21 protein-coding genes are annotated in these 15,940 nt (G+C 45.2%); 5 read left to right on the forward strand and 16 right to left on the reverse strand.

Translation table 11 applies throughout. The features are described 5' to 3' along the window. The first annotated feature begins 80 nt into the window (after window positions 1-80). From J8C01_RS07175 to deoC, 3 genes are all read left to right on the forward strand, one after another. The gene (locus J8C01_RS07175; RefSeq protein ID WP_041569137.1) at window positions 81-1,901 is read left to right on the forward strand and encodes an acyl-CoA dehydrogenase family protein; all 1,821 of its coding nucleotides are present in this window, start codon (window positions 81-83) and stop codon (window positions 1,899-1,901) included. Between the two features lie 263 nt (window positions 1,902-2,164). Further along, window positions 2,165-3,268: a HEAT repeat domain-containing protein gene (locus J8C01_RS07180; RefSeq protein ID WP_211431476.1), complete on the forward strand. Its 1,104-nt coding sequence runs from the start codon at window positions 2,165-2,167 to the stop codon at window positions 3,266-3,268. A gap of 29 nt (window positions 3,269-3,297) precedes the next feature. After that, window positions 3,298-3,966: a deoxyribose-phosphate aldolase gene (deoC, locus tag J8C01_RS07185; RefSeq protein ID WP_014099967.1), complete on the forward strand. Its 669-nt coding sequence runs from the start codon at window positions 3,298-3,300 to the stop codon at window positions 3,964-3,966. 3 nt (window positions 3,967-3,969) lie between these two features. Here deoC and J8C01_RS07190 read toward each other — a convergent pair whose 3' ends face one another. Then, the gene (locus J8C01_RS07190) at window positions 3,970-4,368 is read right to left on the reverse strand and encodes a hypothetical protein (RefSeq protein ID WP_148263976.1); all 399 of its coding nucleotides are present in this window, start codon (window positions 4,366-4,368) and stop codon (window positions 3,970-3,972) included. A 39-nt stretch (window positions 4,369-4,407) separates the two neighbouring features. Here J8C01_RS07190 and J8C01_RS07195 point away from each other — a divergent pair, with 39 nt between their 5' ends. After that, entirely contained in the window at window positions 4,408-5,085 is a 678-nt protein-coding gene (locus tag J8C01_RS07195) for an HAD family hydrolase (RefSeq protein ID WP_211431477.1), read from the forward strand. Window positions 5,086-5,110: 25 nt separating this feature from the next. Further along, window positions 5,111-6,439: a CCA tRNA nucleotidyltransferase gene (locus J8C01_RS07200; protein ID WP_211431478.1), complete on the forward strand. Its 1,329-nt coding sequence runs from the start codon at window positions 5,111-5,113 to the stop codon at window positions 6,437-6,439. Here J8C01_RS07200 and accC read toward each other — a convergent pair. From accC to rplR, 15 genes are all read right to left on the reverse strand, one after another. Continuing rightward, window positions 6,426-7,766 (reverse strand): acetyl-CoA carboxylase biotin carboxylase subunit, encoded by a 1,341-nt coding sequence (gene accC / locus J8C01_RS07205; RefSeq protein ID WP_211432698.1) that lies wholly within the window; start codon window positions 7,764-7,766, stop codon window positions 6,426-6,428. The two genes, J8C01_RS07200 and accC, sit on opposite strands and share 14 nt — an antisense overlap. Window positions 7,767-7,774: 8 nt before the next feature. Next, window positions 7,775-8,260, reverse strand: a complete 486-nt coding sequence (gene accB, locus J8C01_RS07210; protein WP_211431479.1) for an acetyl-CoA carboxylase biotin carboxyl carrier protein — start codon at window positions 8,258-8,260, stop codon at window positions 7,775-7,777. Between the two features lie 86 nt (window positions 8,261-8,346). Continuing rightward, window positions 8,347-8,775, reverse strand: a complete 429-nt coding sequence (gene rplQ, locus J8C01_RS07215; protein WP_081464766.1) for a 50S ribosomal protein L17 — start codon at window positions 8,773-8,775, stop codon at window positions 8,347-8,349. Between the two features lie 29 nt (window positions 8,776-8,804). Further along, a complete protein-coding gene (locus J8C01_RS07220) occupies window positions 8,805-9,797 on the reverse strand; it encodes a DNA-directed RNA polymerase subunit alpha (protein ID WP_081464767.1) in 993 nt (330 codons plus the stop codon). 33 nt (window positions 9,798-9,830) lie between these two features. Further along, a complete protein-coding gene (gene rpsD, locus J8C01_RS07225) occupies window positions 9,831-10,469 on the reverse strand; it encodes a 30S ribosomal protein S4 (RefSeq protein ID WP_211431480.1) in 639 nt (212 codons plus the stop codon). Window positions 10,470-10,519: 50 nt separating this feature from the next. After that, window positions 10,520-10,936: a 30S ribosomal protein S11 gene (rpsK, locus tag J8C01_RS07230; RefSeq protein WP_211431481.1), complete on the reverse strand. Its 417-nt coding sequence runs from the start codon at window positions 10,934-10,936 to the stop codon at window positions 10,520-10,522. Between the two features lie 30 nt (window positions 10,937-10,966). Next, entirely contained in the window at window positions 10,967-11,350 is a 384-nt protein-coding gene (gene rpsM, locus J8C01_RS07235; RefSeq protein WP_049787476.1) for a 30S ribosomal protein S13, read from the reverse strand. A 22-nt stretch (window positions 11,351-11,372) separates the two neighbouring features. Then, the gene (rpmJ, locus tag J8C01_RS07240; RefSeq protein ID WP_049787477.1) at window positions 11,373-11,486 is read right to left on the reverse strand and encodes a 50S ribosomal protein L36; all 114 of its coding nucleotides are present in this window, start codon (window positions 11,484-11,486) and stop codon (window positions 11,373-11,375) included. Between the two features lie 22 nt (window positions 11,487-11,508). Further along, window positions 11,509-11,727 (reverse strand): translation initiation factor IF-1, encoded by a 219-nt coding sequence (gene infA / locus J8C01_RS07245; protein WP_049787478.1) that lies wholly within the window; start codon window positions 11,725-11,727, stop codon window positions 11,509-11,511. 47 nt (window positions 11,728-11,774) lie between these two features. Beyond that, window positions 11,775-12,527, reverse strand: coding sequence for a type I methionyl aminopeptidase (map, locus tag J8C01_RS07250; protein WP_049787479.1), 753 nt, complete (start codon window positions 12,525-12,527; stop codon window positions 11,775-11,777). After that, a complete protein-coding gene (locus tag J8C01_RS07255) occupies window positions 12,514-13,197 on the reverse strand; it encodes an adenylate kinase (protein WP_211431482.1) in 684 nt (227 codons plus the stop codon). Before J8C01_RS07255 ends, map begins: the two co-directional genes overlap by 14 nt. Next, a complete protein-coding gene (secY, locus tag J8C01_RS07260) occupies window positions 13,187-14,608 on the reverse strand; it encodes a preprotein translocase subunit SecY (RefSeq protein WP_211431483.1) in 1,422 nt (473 codons plus the stop codon). Before secY ends, J8C01_RS07255 begins: the two co-directional genes overlap by 11 nt. 4 nt (window positions 14,609-14,612) lie before the next feature. Beyond that, window positions 14,613-15,044, reverse strand: a complete 432-nt coding sequence (gene rplO, locus J8C01_RS07265; protein WP_049787480.1) for a 50S ribosomal protein L15 — start codon at window positions 15,042-15,044, stop codon at window positions 14,613-14,615. A 15-nt stretch (window positions 15,045-15,059) separates the two neighbouring features. After that, window positions 15,060-15,563, reverse strand: a complete 504-nt coding sequence (rpsE, locus tag J8C01_RS07270; protein WP_041569141.1) for a 30S ribosomal protein S5 — start codon at window positions 15,561-15,563, stop codon at window positions 15,060-15,062. Between the two features lie 9 nt (window positions 15,564-15,572). Next, complete coding sequence (gene rplR / locus J8C01_RS07275) at window positions 15,573-15,908, reverse strand: 50S ribosomal protein L18 (RefSeq protein WP_081464769.1); 336 nt, start codon at window positions 15,906-15,908, stop codon at window positions 15,573-15,575. Between the last annotated feature and the right edge of the window lie 32 nt (window positions 15,909-15,940).

A 15,940-nucleotide genomic window follows, 5' to 3' on the forward strand; every position in this document is an offset into this window, starting at 1 on the left:
CCTCAACGCCAGCCACCAAAACCTACTGATGATACTTGGCCAAAGAAGGTCTTGGTCAAGTATGGAAAGGATGTTCACCTATGTCAGCCGCAAGACCTGCCCCTGAAGCCCGAACCACCTATCCGAAGGGTGGTAGCTTTCTTATCGAAATGGTTTCTCCCCAGGAAGTTTTCACGCCAGAGGACTTCAATGATGAGCAACGCATGATCGCCAAAACAACGGCCGACTTTGTCAACAACGAAGTCCTGCCAAATATGGAAAAACTGGAAGAACAATACAAAACCGGCGACTTCAGCTTGACAGTCAGCCTGTTGCGCAAGGCAGCCGACATCGGACTCCTTGCTGGGGACATTCCGGCCAAGTATGGGGGACTCGAACTGGACAAGGTATGCCAGATGCTGGTGTCTGAATTTATTTCGCGTTCGGGTGGCTTCTCAGTGTCACTGGGTGGACACACGGGCATCGGCACCTGGCCTATTACCTACTTTGGCACCCCAGAGCAAAAGGCATATTACCTGCCCAAGCTTGGAACTGGTGAGTGGCTGGCAGCCTATGCTCTTTCCGAACCAGGCAGCGGCTCCGATGCCCTTGGCGCGCGGGCCAAGGCGGTTCTCAATGCCGAGGGAACGCACTACATCCTCAATGGCACGAAGATGTGGATTTCCAACGCCGGTTTCGCTGATATCTTCATTGTCTTCTGCAAGGTGGATGGTGAGAAGTTTTCAGCTTTTATTGTCCATCGGGACTACCCCGGTGTATCAACGGGCAAGGAAGAGAACAAGATGGGCATTCACAGCTCATCCACCCGGCAGCTCATTCTCGAAAATGTCCCGGTGCCAAAGGAAAACCTGCTTGGGGAAATCGGCAAGGGGCATCTCATTGCGTTCAACTGTCTGAATCTGGGGCGCTACAAACTTGGAGGCGGTGTCGTTGGTGGTGCAAAATCCATCCTTGAACACACAGCCAAATATGTGATGGAGCGCAAACAGTTTGACCGTCCAATTGGTTCATTTGGTGCCATCAAACATAAAATCGGAGAAATGGTAGCCCGCATTTATGCCACGGAGAGTATGTCCTACCGCACAGCCGGGCTCATCCACAACATCCTGGCCGACGTTGATGCTGACGACGTTGATCGCATCCTCAAGGGCATTGAAGAGTACGCCATAGAGTGTTCGATTATGAAAGTCTATGGCAGCGAAATGCTGGGTTACGTTGCTGATGAGGCGGTTCAGAGCTTTGGTGGGTACGGCTACTCCGAAGAATATCCGGTAGCCCGTGCCTACCGCGATGCGCGCATCAACCGTATCTTTGAGGGGACGAACGAAATCAACCGCCTTCTCATTCCCGGCATGCTGCTTAAGCGGAGCATGCGTGGAGAGTTGCCGCTCATGCAGGCGACACAACGCATTCTCGATGAGCTGTTGGCTGGTCCTTCCTTTGACGAAGAAGACGATGCCCCGCTCTCTAAAGAACGGAAGGCTATTGTGGATGCCAAGAAAATTGCCCTGCTCATTGCTGGCATTGCTGTCCAGAAATACGGTCAGAAACTGACGGAAGAGCAGGAAGTCCTGATAGCGTTCAGCGATATCGCCATGGATGTCTTTGCCATGGAAAGCAGCTATCTGCGGGCACTCAAGCTTCACCAGTCGCGCCCGCATGAGACAACCACCCGCGATGCTCTTGCTGCAACGCAGGTCTTTATCAATGATGCTGTCGGACGCATTGAGCTGACTGCCCGACGTATCCTGCCGACTATCTCGGAAGGTGACAACCTTCGGATACAACTTGCCGCGATTAAGCGCTTCAGCAAGTATGAAATGGTGGATACGGTTCGGTTGCGTCGCTACTTGGCAGACCGGGCGTATGAGGTACAGGGCTATCCAGTTTTCACTATCTGATGCTGTTCGACTGTACCGCCTTGCGGTGTTGAGACAAAGACCGGCTTGTGGCTGTTGTTTTTTGACGCGGGAGCAGTTTCTGGCTTCCGCGTTTTTTTGCCGGGTTGCCTCTTGCCACTTGTGCCAACTGACAAAAACCAATTGCCGGAACTGGTGCAGTTCTCGTACCGTTTAGGCACAATTGTAAGCTAGGTGGTGATCAATGCCCGGGGGACGCGCCCCCCATTTGGTCTGCCCAAGCTCCCCAATGAGGAACGCTTCACATGCTGAGCTGGTTGTGGCTAATGACAGGCTTGTTTGCGTGCCTCCCTATTATTGGGCTGGTCTTGGTGTTGATCCTTCGAACAGTTGAGGCGCGGCGTGTCGCACAGCAAAGACAGGACTATGAGCGGTATCGTGCACAGCTCCAAGACCTGTATGAGGGCCTAGACCAGGCTCAGTCGCCTGACAGTATCCTCCCGCTAGCCCAACTGTTCAAAGCTACCACTCGCGACGAAGTGGCAGCCCTCAAACACGTCATCCTTGAGGCCTATGGCACAGCACCGGAGTCCACAAAAAAGGCACTTACTCTGCTGTACGAAAGCTTGGGATTTATCGCTGACGACATCCAAGTCATTCACAACGGCTCCTTGGAAGAGCGTTCGCGGGCCGCTTTCCGTCTTGGGTGGCTGCGGTATCTTCCTGCCCTCGACGCCCTTGAACGAGTTAGCAGACACAGTTCAACCGAATTGCGTTTGGTCGCGATCTGGGCACTGACAGAAATTGCCGATACCCGGTGCGTCAAACCCGTCGTTATTGCTCTTTCTGAAGCCAACGGCTGGCAGTTAATGCAAGCAGCCAACCGCTTGTTGGGGATGCAGCGTGACCTGACTCTGCCTTTGATGGAACTTCTGGATTCGGCCGGAGGCATGCGTGAACGCCGGGAACGTATTATGATGACTGTCCTTGACCTCATCACTGACTTTGGAAACCGTGCCCAGAAGTACATCAACCCTATTGCTGGACGCCAAGCGGCACTGCGTTTACTGGAAAGCGATTCCGTCAATCTTCGCACCCGTGCCTTGCGCGCCCTGACAGCCCTTGGGGTCGAGTCTTCCCAAGAAATCGAAAGTATCCTGCGAGCACTCAAAGACAAAGACTGGGAGGTTCGTGCCGTAGCGGCCCGGGCAGTCGGCGATTTACAAATCCTGGCTGGAATATCGGCTCTCCAAGAAGCTGTAGGTGATCGGGCCTGGTGGGTTCGGCACAATGCAGCGTATGCCCTTAAAAAGTTGGGAGACGCTGGAGAAGTCGTTCTTCTTCAACTCCTGCAAAGTGATGACCGCTTCACTCGTGAAACTGTTACCCAAGTTCTACAGGAAAGTTGACTCCTGCCAAAAGGACCACTTGATAACCAATGTTACTTGCAGGCCTTATTGATCACACTTGGCTTAAGCCTGAAGCTACCAAAGCTGACATTACACGGGTCTGCCACGAAGCACGAGCCCACGGCTTTGCTGCCGTGTGTGTCAATCCTGTTTGGGTTTCCTATGCTGCCCAAATACTGACTGGCTGTCATACGGTTGTCTGCACCGTCATCGGCTTTCCTCTGGGGGCAACGACCACTAAAGTCAAAGCCTATGAAGCACAGCAGGCTCTTGAGAACGGTGCCCGTGAAATAGACATGGTTATCGCCATCGGAAAGCTCAAGGACCAAGATTTTTCATTTGTTGAGACTGACATTCAGGCTGTGGTCAATGTTACACATCAGTATCGGGCCCTGTGCAAGGTCATTATTGAAACTGCATTGCTTACCGATGAAGAAAAGGTCCAAGCCTGCAAAATCATTCAGTCGACTGGAGCAGACTTTGTCAAAACATCAACAGGATTTAGCCAAGGAGGAGCAACAGTAAGTGATGTTATATTACTTCGCCGAAGTGTAGGCGAAGCCATCGGAGTGAAAGCTGCTGGCGGTATTCGCAGCCGGGAAATAGCTGAACAACTGATTGCTGCTGGGGCGACCCGTATTGGAACAAGTAACGGTATAGCTATCCTTCAAGATACCAAGGTATCCTCCACATACTAAGCGCTACTCGGCCGTCTTGTCTCTGAGCAAGGTAACACGGGTAAGCTGGGTAGGTAGAGACTCACGATAGACCACTTCCAAACGTTGCCCCGGTTTGATGTCAGCCAAGCGAATTTCTTTGCTACGACCTAGAATTGGAAAGCCTTTTTCCGTCCCGATCTTAGCATTCCGTGAAACACGGTAGGTGAGTTCATCCCCTGTGATCTCATCAGTTGCTTCAATTGTGTACAGATCGGGATTGACTGACTTTACAATCAGGATTGTCTTTAGATTGCGCTTTACCTCACTTGCTGTGCGCGGTGCCCTTCCAACACCAACACTCCCTTGTCCAAGTAGGGGCACAGGAGAAACTGAGAGAAAGAGACTTACCAAAATAATCAAAGTGACTAAGGATAGTTTCATTCTTTACCTCTCTGAAAGATTTTGAAGTTCAGTCTGACAATGATAAAAGCTATTATATTTGATTTTGATGGGGTTATTGCTGACACGGAAGAACTTCACTTCAATTGCCTAAGAAGAATCCTGTCTGAGGAAGGAATTTGGATTGACCGGGAGATGTACAATGAAACCTACCTTGCTCTTGATGATAGAAGCTGTTTTAGAAAAGCTCTTTCAATGGCCAAGTTAAGAGAGATTCCACCTGAAAAACTTGAAGAATTTATTCATCGAAAAGCTAGATTACTCCAGTCTTGTCTCACAGAAGTTAAGCTTTTTCCTGGAATTGTCGAGTCAATCAAACAGTTCTCATCAGAAGTATTACTAGGTATTTGTTCAGGTGCGCTCCGTCAAGAAATTATGTTGGTTTTACAAAAACACTCTTTATTGGAGTATTTCACAGCCATCATTACGGCTGAAGATGTTGAGAATAGCAAACCCTCGCCAGAAGGCTACTTATTAGCTTTGCAACAGTTACAAGAGAAGTCAGGCATCCCCATCTCAGCTTTGGAGTGTATTGTTATAGAGGATTCAGTAGCTGGTATAGCAGCCGCTAAAGCAGCATCTATGTACTGTGTTGCTATAACCAATTCCTATCCCAAAGAGAAACTTTATCAAGCCGATCTTATACTTGAGTCAATTACAGAATTTTCTCTGAGAAAACTTCAGAATTACCCCAAATAGACCGACATTCCTTCCTTTTTCCAGTATGGCAGACTCGTTACCAGCTTGGCTCATTGAGCTGTGTAAAGACATTAGATCAGTAGGTGGAAAGGCATTTCTTGTAGGAGGCTGTGTCAGAGATAAGCTACTTGGTTATCCTATAAAAGACTATGATATTGAGGTTTACGGATTACCAAGCGAGCAGCTTAGAGAACTCCTTGAGAAACACGGAAAAGTGAGTACGGTAGGAGAACACTTTGCTGTTTATAAGCTAAAACCTAACGTTGAATCGGCTTTTGAAATAGACGTATCACTTCCAAGGCGGGAGTCCAAGCAGGGGTATGGACATCGCGGTTTTTTCATTCAAGGAGATCCTTGGATGTCCATCCAAGAAGCAGCAAGCAGACGTGACTTTACCATCAATGCTATCCTGCAAGACCCACTTGATGGAAACATAATTGATCCCTGCCAAGGACTTCACCATCTCAACAGTAGAGAACTACAGGTAGTCAACACAAATACATTCAAAGACGACTCATTGAGAGTTTTACGGGCAGCGCAATTGTCCTCCAGATACCAACTAAAGATAACCAGTGATACAAAGATTTTATGCCAAGAGATAGACTTAACGGATATTCCAAAGGAACGAATATGGAATGAAGTAAAAAAACTTCTCTTACTTTCTCCTCGCCCATCTTTAGGATTCGAGTATTTATTAGAACTTAGGGTTGTTGAACAACTTTTTCCTATGCTATACGAGTTGCAGAGTTCGCTGATAGGAGAAAACCCATATCCGATGAAGTCAGGCTGGGACTATGTGTTGACTTCACTCGATAGGGGTAAAATGTTTACGGAGGAACTAAGTGAGCCAGAGAAAATATCAGTTCTTTTGTCTATAGTTGGAACCAGACTGAGTAATGATAGCCTAACTCGCTTTCTCGACGCCCTTGGCTTCTATGCCTACCAAGGGTATCAGTTGCGAACTCAGATAATCTTACTAAGCAAAATACACTTACTCCCATACAAGATCTTCCATCAGCTTCAAAAACAAGAGGTATCCACTTTTGCTCTTAGGAGAATAGCAAGAATTACTGACCTCAAGCTAGTTATTTGTCTTTCAAAGGCATTGTATCTTGGTGATTCAGAAGAAATGCTAACTTGGCTTGAGGAAAAGTCAGATTCAGCTAAAAAACTGCTCTCCCCTATACTTAGAGGACATCATATCCTAAAAATGGGTATGACCCCAGGACCTAAAGTAGGAAAACTACTCCGGCAAATCCATGAACACCAAATTGATGAGAAGGTCAAGAACTTCGTAGAGGCTCAGCAATTAGCCAAGAGTTTACTTTGTAAAAGAGTTTCTAGTGACTCATAAAGGTTTCAAGGAAGCGAGTAGAAAAACTCCCTGATCTAAAGACTTCACTATCCATAATGCGTTGGTGGAGCGGTATAGTGGTCTTGATGCCTTCTATGATAAAAGTTTCTAAGGCTCTTTTCATGCGAGAAATTGCTTGGTCTCGATCTGGTGCATGCACAATCAACTTCGCTACCATTGAATCATAATAAGGAGGTACCTTGTAACCTGAATACACATGGGTATCTACGCGAACACCAGGCCCGCTGGGAATATTGAGGGACGTAATACATCCTGGAGATGGCGTAAACTTTTCTGGATCTTCGGCATTGATCCGACATTCAATTGCATGCCCTCTAAGATTAATTCTGTCTTGCGAGATAGCTAGTTTCTCTCCAGTTGCTATAAGAATTTGCTCACGTACCAAGTCGATACCAGCAACAAATTCTGTTACTGGATGTTCAACTTGTATTCTTGTATTCATTTCCATGAAGTAAAAGTTTAGTGCTTCATCTACAATAAACTCTACCGTACCGGCATTTGTGTAGTTTACCCTTTGGCAGGCGCTGAGTGCTGCCTGTCCCATCTGTTCACGCATCTCAGGTGAGACAACTGGACTGGGGGACTCTTCTATAAGCTTTTGATTTTTGCGCTGTATCGAGCAGTCCCGTTCACCAAAATGGACCATATTACCATGTTTGTCTGCTAGCACCTGAATCTCAATATGCCGAGGCTTTTCGATATACTTTTCCAAATAAACACCGGGATTCCCAAAAGCTGCCGCAGCTTCCGATTGGGCGGCTTGAAAGGCTGAACGCAATTCTTCCATCGATCTCACAACACGCATGCCACGCCCCCCGCCGCCGGCCGTTGCCTTGATCATCAAAGGAAATCCAACTTCAAATGCAACAGATTCCGCTGCTTCTAGCGACTCAAGCACACCATCGCTGCCCGGTATGACTGGTACTCCGGCAGCCCGCATTGTTGCCTTGGCAGTTGCTTTATCCCCCATGGTTCTAATAGCACTTGGTGAAGGACCTATGAACGTGATGTTACAGGCTTCACAGACCTCTGCAAAATGGGCATTTTCTGACAAGAACCCATACCCCGGATGAATTGCATCAGCATCAGTTACTTCAGCCGCACTAATTAGGGCTGGTATGTTCAGGTAACTTTGTTTGGAAGGAGCTGGTCCAATACAAACAGCCTCATCAGCAAAGCGAACGTGTAGAGAATCAGCGTCAGCTTGGGAATAGACAGCAACTGTTCTTAATCCAAGCTCTTTACATGCCCATATAATGCGACAGGCTATCTCACCTCGGTTAGCAATAAGTACTTTTCTAAACAAAGGCACTGTTACTTCCTCTTTAAGGAAAAAAGTGGCTGACCAAACTCTACGGGTTTACCGTTCTCTTGGTGTATTTTTACAATTTCGCCTGCAACATCTGACTCGATCTCATTCATCAGTTTCATAGCCTCTATAATACAGAGGACAGTACCAGGTAAGACTTGGCTACCTATGTCGACAAAAGGCTTAGAGTCTGGGCTTGGGGCGCGATAAAAAGTTCCCACAATAGGTGAGTAAATGACATGTAGGTCATCTTCCTTCACTTCTTCTAGATTACTAGACGGTGATGTGAAGTCACTAACAGTGGACTTTTCTCCTCGCAAAGGGGTATGCGATTCCGTCAAGGATATGTTAGGAGATGTAGATGCAGATAGGATATTTGTCGAATAGGTTGTCTTAATACGAAGCCTTAGACCAGCCTTGTCAATTTCCAACTCGGCAATATTTTTACTGCTAATAAACTCTATAAGCTCTTTGATTTCTTTTAAGTTCACAGACTCACCCTCTCAAAAAATAAGCTTCGACACTTGAAGTAGTACCGAAGCGAATGGGATTCTAGCTGGCGTAGTAGATCGCCTGCCTATTTGCTACCTGGCTCGACAAACTCAATAATAGCTAGCTCTGCATTGTCTCCACGACGACTTCCAAGCTTCAATATGCGCGTGTAGCCGCCTTTTCTTTCCAAGTAGCGTACTGCAATTACATCGAAAAGCTTGGCTAGCGCAGCAACTCCTGCTGTCCTATCAGAACCATGTTTTGGGCGTCTTGGGTTTGCATTCCAATTTTGGTTTCCTGCATGGAAGTAGGCTGCTGCTAGTCGCCGGGCGTGCAAGTCACCTCTCTTACCAAGGGTAACTGCTCGTTCGATAAAGGGGCGAAGCTCTCTTGCTTTCTGCAAAGTAGTAACCAACCGCTCATTCAGGACCAAGGAGGTGGCAAGATTTCTTAGTAAGGACTTCCTGTGGGCTGATGTACGTCCTAATTTTCTGTGTGCATTTAGATGCCTCATAGCAACTTCTCCGAGAGACAGGTTGTCACCTAATCATTTCTGTAACCTATTATATTGCCATCCTCATCAAATATCGCTCCTAGACCAAGTCCCATTGCAGCTAGGATTTCCTTTATCTCATTCAGAGATTTCCTGCCAAAGTTTTTAGTTTTTAGCATTTCTTGCTCATTCTTTTGAACAAGTTCTCTTATAGTCTTGATGTCTGCGTTTTTCAAACAATTGTAAGATCTTACACTTAACTCTAACTCCTCAATAGAGCGGTCTAGGTTCTCATTTTGTACTGGCCTTCGCTCAACTGTCTTAGCCGGTTCTACGTCAACTTCAGTTTCTTCAAAGTTTATGAATATTGACATATGATCCTTGACTAGCTTGGCAGCTAAGCCAATTGAGTCAGCAGGCTTTATACTCCCATTTGTCCAAACTTCAAGGATTAATTTTTCATAGTCTGTATCTTGCCCAAGGCGGGCTGATTCAACATTACACCGAACACGCTTAATCGGCGAATGGACTGAGTCAATAGGTATATAACCGATAGCAAGATCCTCATCAAAGTTCCTGTCAGCAGATACGTACCCTCGTCCTATCTTTAATCGCATTTCAATATTGAGTGACCCATTTTCACTGACAGTGGCTATGTAAACGTTACTGTCTAAGACCTCTACCCCTTCTTCCACTTCGATATTACGAGAATATATCTCGCCTGGTTGATCACACTTGAGACGCAATGTTGAGACCAGTTTTCCGGAAGCCATCTTGAAGGGTATTCTTTTCAGATTAAGAATAATATCTGTAGCATCCTCAACAACTCCGGGTATTGAAGAGAATTCGTGTAACACCCCTTCAATCTTAACAGCTGTAATAGCTGCTCCTTCCATAGAAGAGTAAAGAGCGCGCCGGATACTGTTACCGACTGTCGTCCCAAAACCTCTCTCAAAAGGCTGCGCATAAAAACAGCCGTATGTCTCGGTCAGTGTTTCGAGATTACAATCTAGCTTTTTTGGTCGCTGAAACGGCGTCAACATGGTTCTTACATCACCCAGCGAAGGAATTAGGAGTTACTTAGAGTACAACTCCACTATCATCTGCTCGTTGACCTGATGGGTAATATCTTCGCGGCGGGGAAGGGCTATAACTCGACCAGATAGGGTATTCTTATCTCCAATTTCTATCCAGCTTGGGCGCCCCCTACCGGCAGCAGTTTCAAAGGATTGAAGTATTTGTGGGTTAGATGCACTTTCGTTCTTTATTGAAATAATATCTCCTACTTTCACTTGGAAAGAGGGTATATTTACCTTCTTACCATTTACTAAAACATGCCCGTGGTTGACTAGCTGCCTTGCAAATGCCCTAGAAGTAGCAAATCCTATTCTATAGACTACATTATCTAGTCTCCGCTCTAATAAAATCAATAGGTTCTCTCCTACAATACCTCGTTGACGTGCAGCCATTTCAAAGTAATTTCTGAATTGACCTTCAAGCATCCCATATATTCGCTTAACTTTTTGCTTTTCTCGTAATTGCTCACCGTATCCGGTCAGTTTCCCACGCTTTGAGTCTTTGCCGTGCTGACCCGGCGGATAGATTCCTCTTTTTTCTATCGCACAAGAAGGCTTGTAGCATCGATTTCCTTTGAGAAAAAGCTTTACACCTTCGCGACGACAAAGACGACAAACTGCATCACGGTATCTTGCCACGCTTTTTTCTTAGCCTCCTATATTCCCTGTAACCTGTCCGTAAGCCTGCCTTATACTCGCCGTCGTTTACGAGGACGGCATCCGTTGTGCGGAATCGGCGTTACATCACGAATGAGTTGAATCTCTATGCCGTTTGCCTGTATCGCTCTTATCGCTGACTCGCGACCAGAGCCGGGGCCACTAACCCGGACCTCACAGAATTGCATACCTGAATCTTTAGCAAGTAATGCAGCTTTGGCTGCTGCTTGCTGAGCAGCAAAAGGCGTTCCCTTTCTAGACCCTTTAAAACCAAGCGATCCCGAACTACTAGCGGCTATGAGATTGCCATTTAAGTCGGTTATACTGACTATTGTATTATTGAAAGAAGCTTGAATATGAACAATACCTTTCGGAATGTTCTTTTTCTCTTTTTTCTTGTAGTTCTTCTTCTTTAGAGAACTCTTAGTAGAAGTTGCTTTCTTTGACATACTTCGCTCTCTCTAGGTTTTGTACAGCTACTATTTCTTACCAGGTGCTTTCTTCTTCGCTATTGTAGCTCTACGAGGTCCCTTACGGGTTCGTGCATTTGTGTGTGTCCTTTGCCCGCGAACTGGAAGCCCTTTCCTGTGACGCAATCCTCTGTAGGACTGAATCTCTACAAGACGCTTAATATCAAGCTGAATCTGCTTTCTTAGGTCCCCCTCTACAACGACAGAGCTGTCTATAACAGCTCTAATACGACCCAACTCATCTTCAGATAGGTTGCGCATCTTGATGCTAGGATCAACATTCGCTTTTTCTAGTATCTTTGCAGACAATGACCTACCTATGCCGTATATATAGGTTAGAGCTATCAGGACACTCTTATTTTCTGGCAGATCGACACCAGCGATACGAGCCATGCAACTATCTCCATTCCGTTAATCAACCTTGCTTCTGCTTATGCTTGGGGTTAGTACAAATTACCCGGACGGTTCCAAACCTAATAATTACCTTACAAGACTTACAGATTTTTTTCACAGATGCTCTTACCTTCATTGGCTTCTAACTCTCCTTTTTCTCACTTGTACCTATAAACAATCCTACCTCTTGTCAAGTCATACGGTGAAAGTTCAACTAGAACTTTATCACCAGGGAGTATTTTTATAAAATTTTTTCTCATCTTACCAGAAATACGAGCCAGCACAATATGCTTGTTTTCTAGCTCAACCTTAAAGGTCGCGTTCGGGAGAGCTTCAATAACGAATGCTGACGCCTCAATTGAGTCTTCTTTAGGCACAACCCTACCTCACTTGAAATACTTGGCATCCAATGAGTTTTTAGGTCTTACGAAAGGGCTGTAAGAATCAATGGCCCATTAGAGGTAATCGCAACGGTGTGCTCAAAGTGGGCTGAAGGCTTACCGTCTTTTGTTACAACTGTCCAGCCATCGCTTTCAATTCTCACTCCCGGAGAACCCATGTTAACCATAGGTTCTATAGCTAGAACCCATCCACATCTGAGTCGAGGACCCGTATTTGGTCTGTGCCCACAATTAGGTACTTGTGGGTCTTCATGCATCCTGCGACCAACACCATGACCGCAAAACTCTCTCACTAGGCTATAGCCGTATGACTCAGTGTATGAGTATATTGCATAGGTAATGTCGTATAAACGGTTCCCTTCAATCATTTGCGATATCCCACGATAGAGAGAATTTTCCGTAACACTTATTAGTTTTTGCATCTCTTTTGCAACATTCCCAACAGGAACAGTAACCGCAGCATCTGCTACATATCCGTCAAAAACAACTCCAGCATCTATACTCACAATATCACCTTCTCTTATTAGCGTTTCCTTGGGGATCCCATGAACAACTTGTTCGTTAACGGAAACACAAATGCTTGATGGATATCCTCTATATCCTTTGAATGGAGAGTAGAGTTTTTTCTTAGATAACCAGCTTTCAGCAATTTCATTCAATCTACGGGTCGTTATGCTGGGAATGGTGTTCTGCTTGAGCAAGAGTAGGAGCTCAGCTAAGTATCTTCCGGCTGTATGCATCTTTTTTATTTCATGAGATGTCTTAGTTACAATCATTAACTAATGCTCTTGCTATTTGGCGGAGTATATCTTCATGAACCTCATCTGAAGTTTTCTCTCCATTTATCGAAACCAACAGATTTCTTTGTCTATAATAGTCTAAAACTGGAATTGTTTGAGTGTTGTATTCTTTCAAACGCTCCTTAATGACCAGTTCATTGTCATCAGATCTGTAGGTGAACTCCGAACTTCCGCATTTGTCACAAATTCCATCTTTCTGAGGCTTCGCAAAGTATTTATTATATATCGTACCACAGTTTTTACATAAATATCTTCCCTTTACTCTCTTTATGAGAGTGTCATCGGGAACTATAACTTCAATAACCAAGAGTTTATAATTCCTATCTAGTAGAAGTTCTCCCAAGAAAGTAGCCTGTTGGATATTTCGAGGATAACCATCTAGTATAAAACCGTCTTTACAATCAAGGTCCGAAAGCCTAGAAACAATCAAATCAGCTAGTATATTATCTGAAACCAAGCCGCCGGTCGCTATAACACTGCGTATGTATTCTGATTTAGGTCCTTCTCCTAGAGAGACTTGGCGAAGTATATCACCTGTCGATATCTTGGGTATATTCATCGAAGCACTTAGCCTACTGGACTGTGTGCCTTTGCCTGACCCAGGCGGACCCATTATGATTACAGCAAGTGGCAGCTTATGCTCCATCGGAAACCTCCTGTCGAATGCGGCGCCCCCTGACTTTGACTCCTCCACCGGCCGGGTCATACTTCTTGGTCAGGAGGCGGGCTTCAACTTGCTGCGCTGTATCCATGGAGACAGTTACAGCTATCAGTAGCGATGTGCCGCCAAAATAAAATGTGTAACCAAAGCCCTTTACCATCCAAGACAGCGCAGGGTTGGAGGAAAGACTGGAGTATAGCCATTCACCAATGATTGGAATTTCTCCAACGTCCAAGCCATTTGCAACAAACTGGGGGACAAAACAGATTATCGAAAGATATAAGGCACCAACCACAGTAATCCTTGTAACAACAAAGTCTAAATACTCAGCAGTTGACTTGCCAGGCCGTAACCCAGGGATATAACTACCGTACTTCCTGAGATTATTGGAAACTTCATGTACATCAAAGATCACAGAAACATAGAAAAAGGAAAAGAATATTATCCCCGCTGTAAATATCAGTTCGTACAATGGATGACTTGGACGAAGGAAGCGTGTGAGTGATTCAGCAAGTGAGTCGTTTGCGCTTGCAAACTGAGCTATCGTTATGGGAAAAGCAAGGAGCGAAGATGCAAATATGACAGGTATTACCCCTGACATGTTTATTTTCAGAGGCAGATAGGAATTGGAGTCTGGAAACTCACTGCGTCTTCTTGCATGCTCAATAACCACTGGACGGTATGCCTTTTCAACGAATACTATTGCAGCAGTTAGAGCGAGTAACAGAACAAGAAGTAAAACTGTCTCAAGCGCAGAAAGAGGGTCATTCCCTATGTTGCTAGATAACTGAACAAGTATTGAAGGGAATCTAACGATAATACCAGCGAATATGAGTAAGCTGATCCCATTGCCGACTCCTCTTTCTGTAATTTGCTCGCCAACCCACATAACTAGCGCTGTGCCAGTGGTCAGAGTGATTACAGATAGGGGTACAAACAAGCTTGGGGTAAGATTGACGAGTCCAGGCTGAGACTGCATCCAAAAGGTAATTGCTGTTGACTGGAAAATAGATAGACATATGGTTAGATACCTAGTATACTGATTTATTTTTCGGCGTCCTACTTCACCCTCCTCTTGAAGACGTTTCAGTGAAGGAATAACAACCGTAAGTAGTTGTATAACAATCGACGAAGTAATGTACGGAGTAATGCCTAATGCAAATACTGATATTACCTTCAGGTTACCTCCTGAAAAGAGGTCTAAGACACCAATCAACGAACCTTGAAGGCTCTGCCACAACTGTCTCAGTTTATCTTGGTCTATACCAGGAACACGGATGTGACTACCAAGTCGGTAGAGAAGAATCATTGAGAGTGTAAATAGCAGTCTACCTTTCACATCTTTTGACTGCAAGATGCTAATTATTTTTTGCTTTATGCTTTCTATTATCGACATCTTATCAACCTATTGCCGCTCTAAGTCTAGCTGAAGTACGCAAATTCCCGGCTATTGTAATTTTCTTGTCTTTAGGAGCTACTCCTACTATCTTGAGGTGTTGCAACTTATGCAAAGCTCCTTTGATCAGTCCCTTATTCATTAGAGATTGAGTTGATATTTGCTCTTCTGCTGTATAATGCTGGGCAAGTTTACGAATATCTAACGTGTAGGTCTTGCGCTTCCTAGCAGTGACACAAGAAAAGCCTCTCTTTGGTAGGCGGCGATGTAAAGGCATCTGCCCTCCCTCAAAACCACGTTTTAGCTTGAAACCGGAACGAGACTTCTGTCCTTTTACTCCTCTCCCAGAAGTCTTTCCAATCCCCGAACCGGAACCACGCCCAACCCTTTTCTTTACTTTCCTGTCAGGACAGGTAAGGCTCTTCAGAGATAGCATTTCTGTTTCCCTTCTCTATAAATCTGCCGGATTTTTCCCTCTAATTAGGGCTATATGCTCCTTAGAGCGAACAGTGGAAAGGCCGGCAAAAGTAGCTCGAACAATATTAGCTGGGTTGTTAGTACCCAGCACTTTAGTGACGGCATCGCGAACGCCAAGTACCTGCAGGACAGCCCTCACAGTTGCACCCGCAATTACGCCCTTGCCTTCCTTAGCTGGCTTGATAAGTACCTTGCCAGCACCAAACTTGCCAATAATACTATGGGGCAATGTACCGCCATTCAAGTCTACTCTGATTAGATTTTTTTTTGCTGCTTCTATCCCTTTCCTAATGGCTATGGGAACCTCTGATGCTTTCCCCTTGCCAAAACCTACGATTCCATTTCCGTCACCAACAACAACGAGGGCACTGAAGCTCATGTTTTTTCCACCCTTCACTACCTTTGTAACCCGTTTAATCGATATAACTGAGTCTTTGAGATCAGATTCACCTGCTTCGAATAGTACTTTATTCTTCATAAGATTATCCTAAAAATCTAGACCTCCCCTACGAGCTGACTCTGCTAGCTGCTTGACTCTACCGTGGTACTTGTAACCATTCCTGTCAAAGAATACCTTGGTAATACCTCTTCTCTTTGCTTCTTCAGCAATTTCTTTACCAACCTTACTTGCTAAATACACTTTACGTGTTAGCTTTGTTTCATCGCTAGTATATTCTTGTAATTTTAGTGAGCTGGCAGAACATACAGTAATTCCTCTTACATCATCTATGATTTGTGCATAGATGTGCTTTGCACTTCGATATACACAGAGGCGAAGGCGAGTATCAACTGACCCTTTTATTTTTCTTCTTCGGTGGCCCATAATTATCTCAGCTTGCTCTATATTAGTAGTTA

It is taken from the genome of Chloracidobacterium sp. D, from assembly GCF_018304685.1.
Classification (GTDB): Bacteria; Acidobacteriota; Blastocatellia; order Chloracidobacteriales; family Chloracidobacteriaceae; genus Chloracidobacterium; species Chloracidobacterium thermophilum.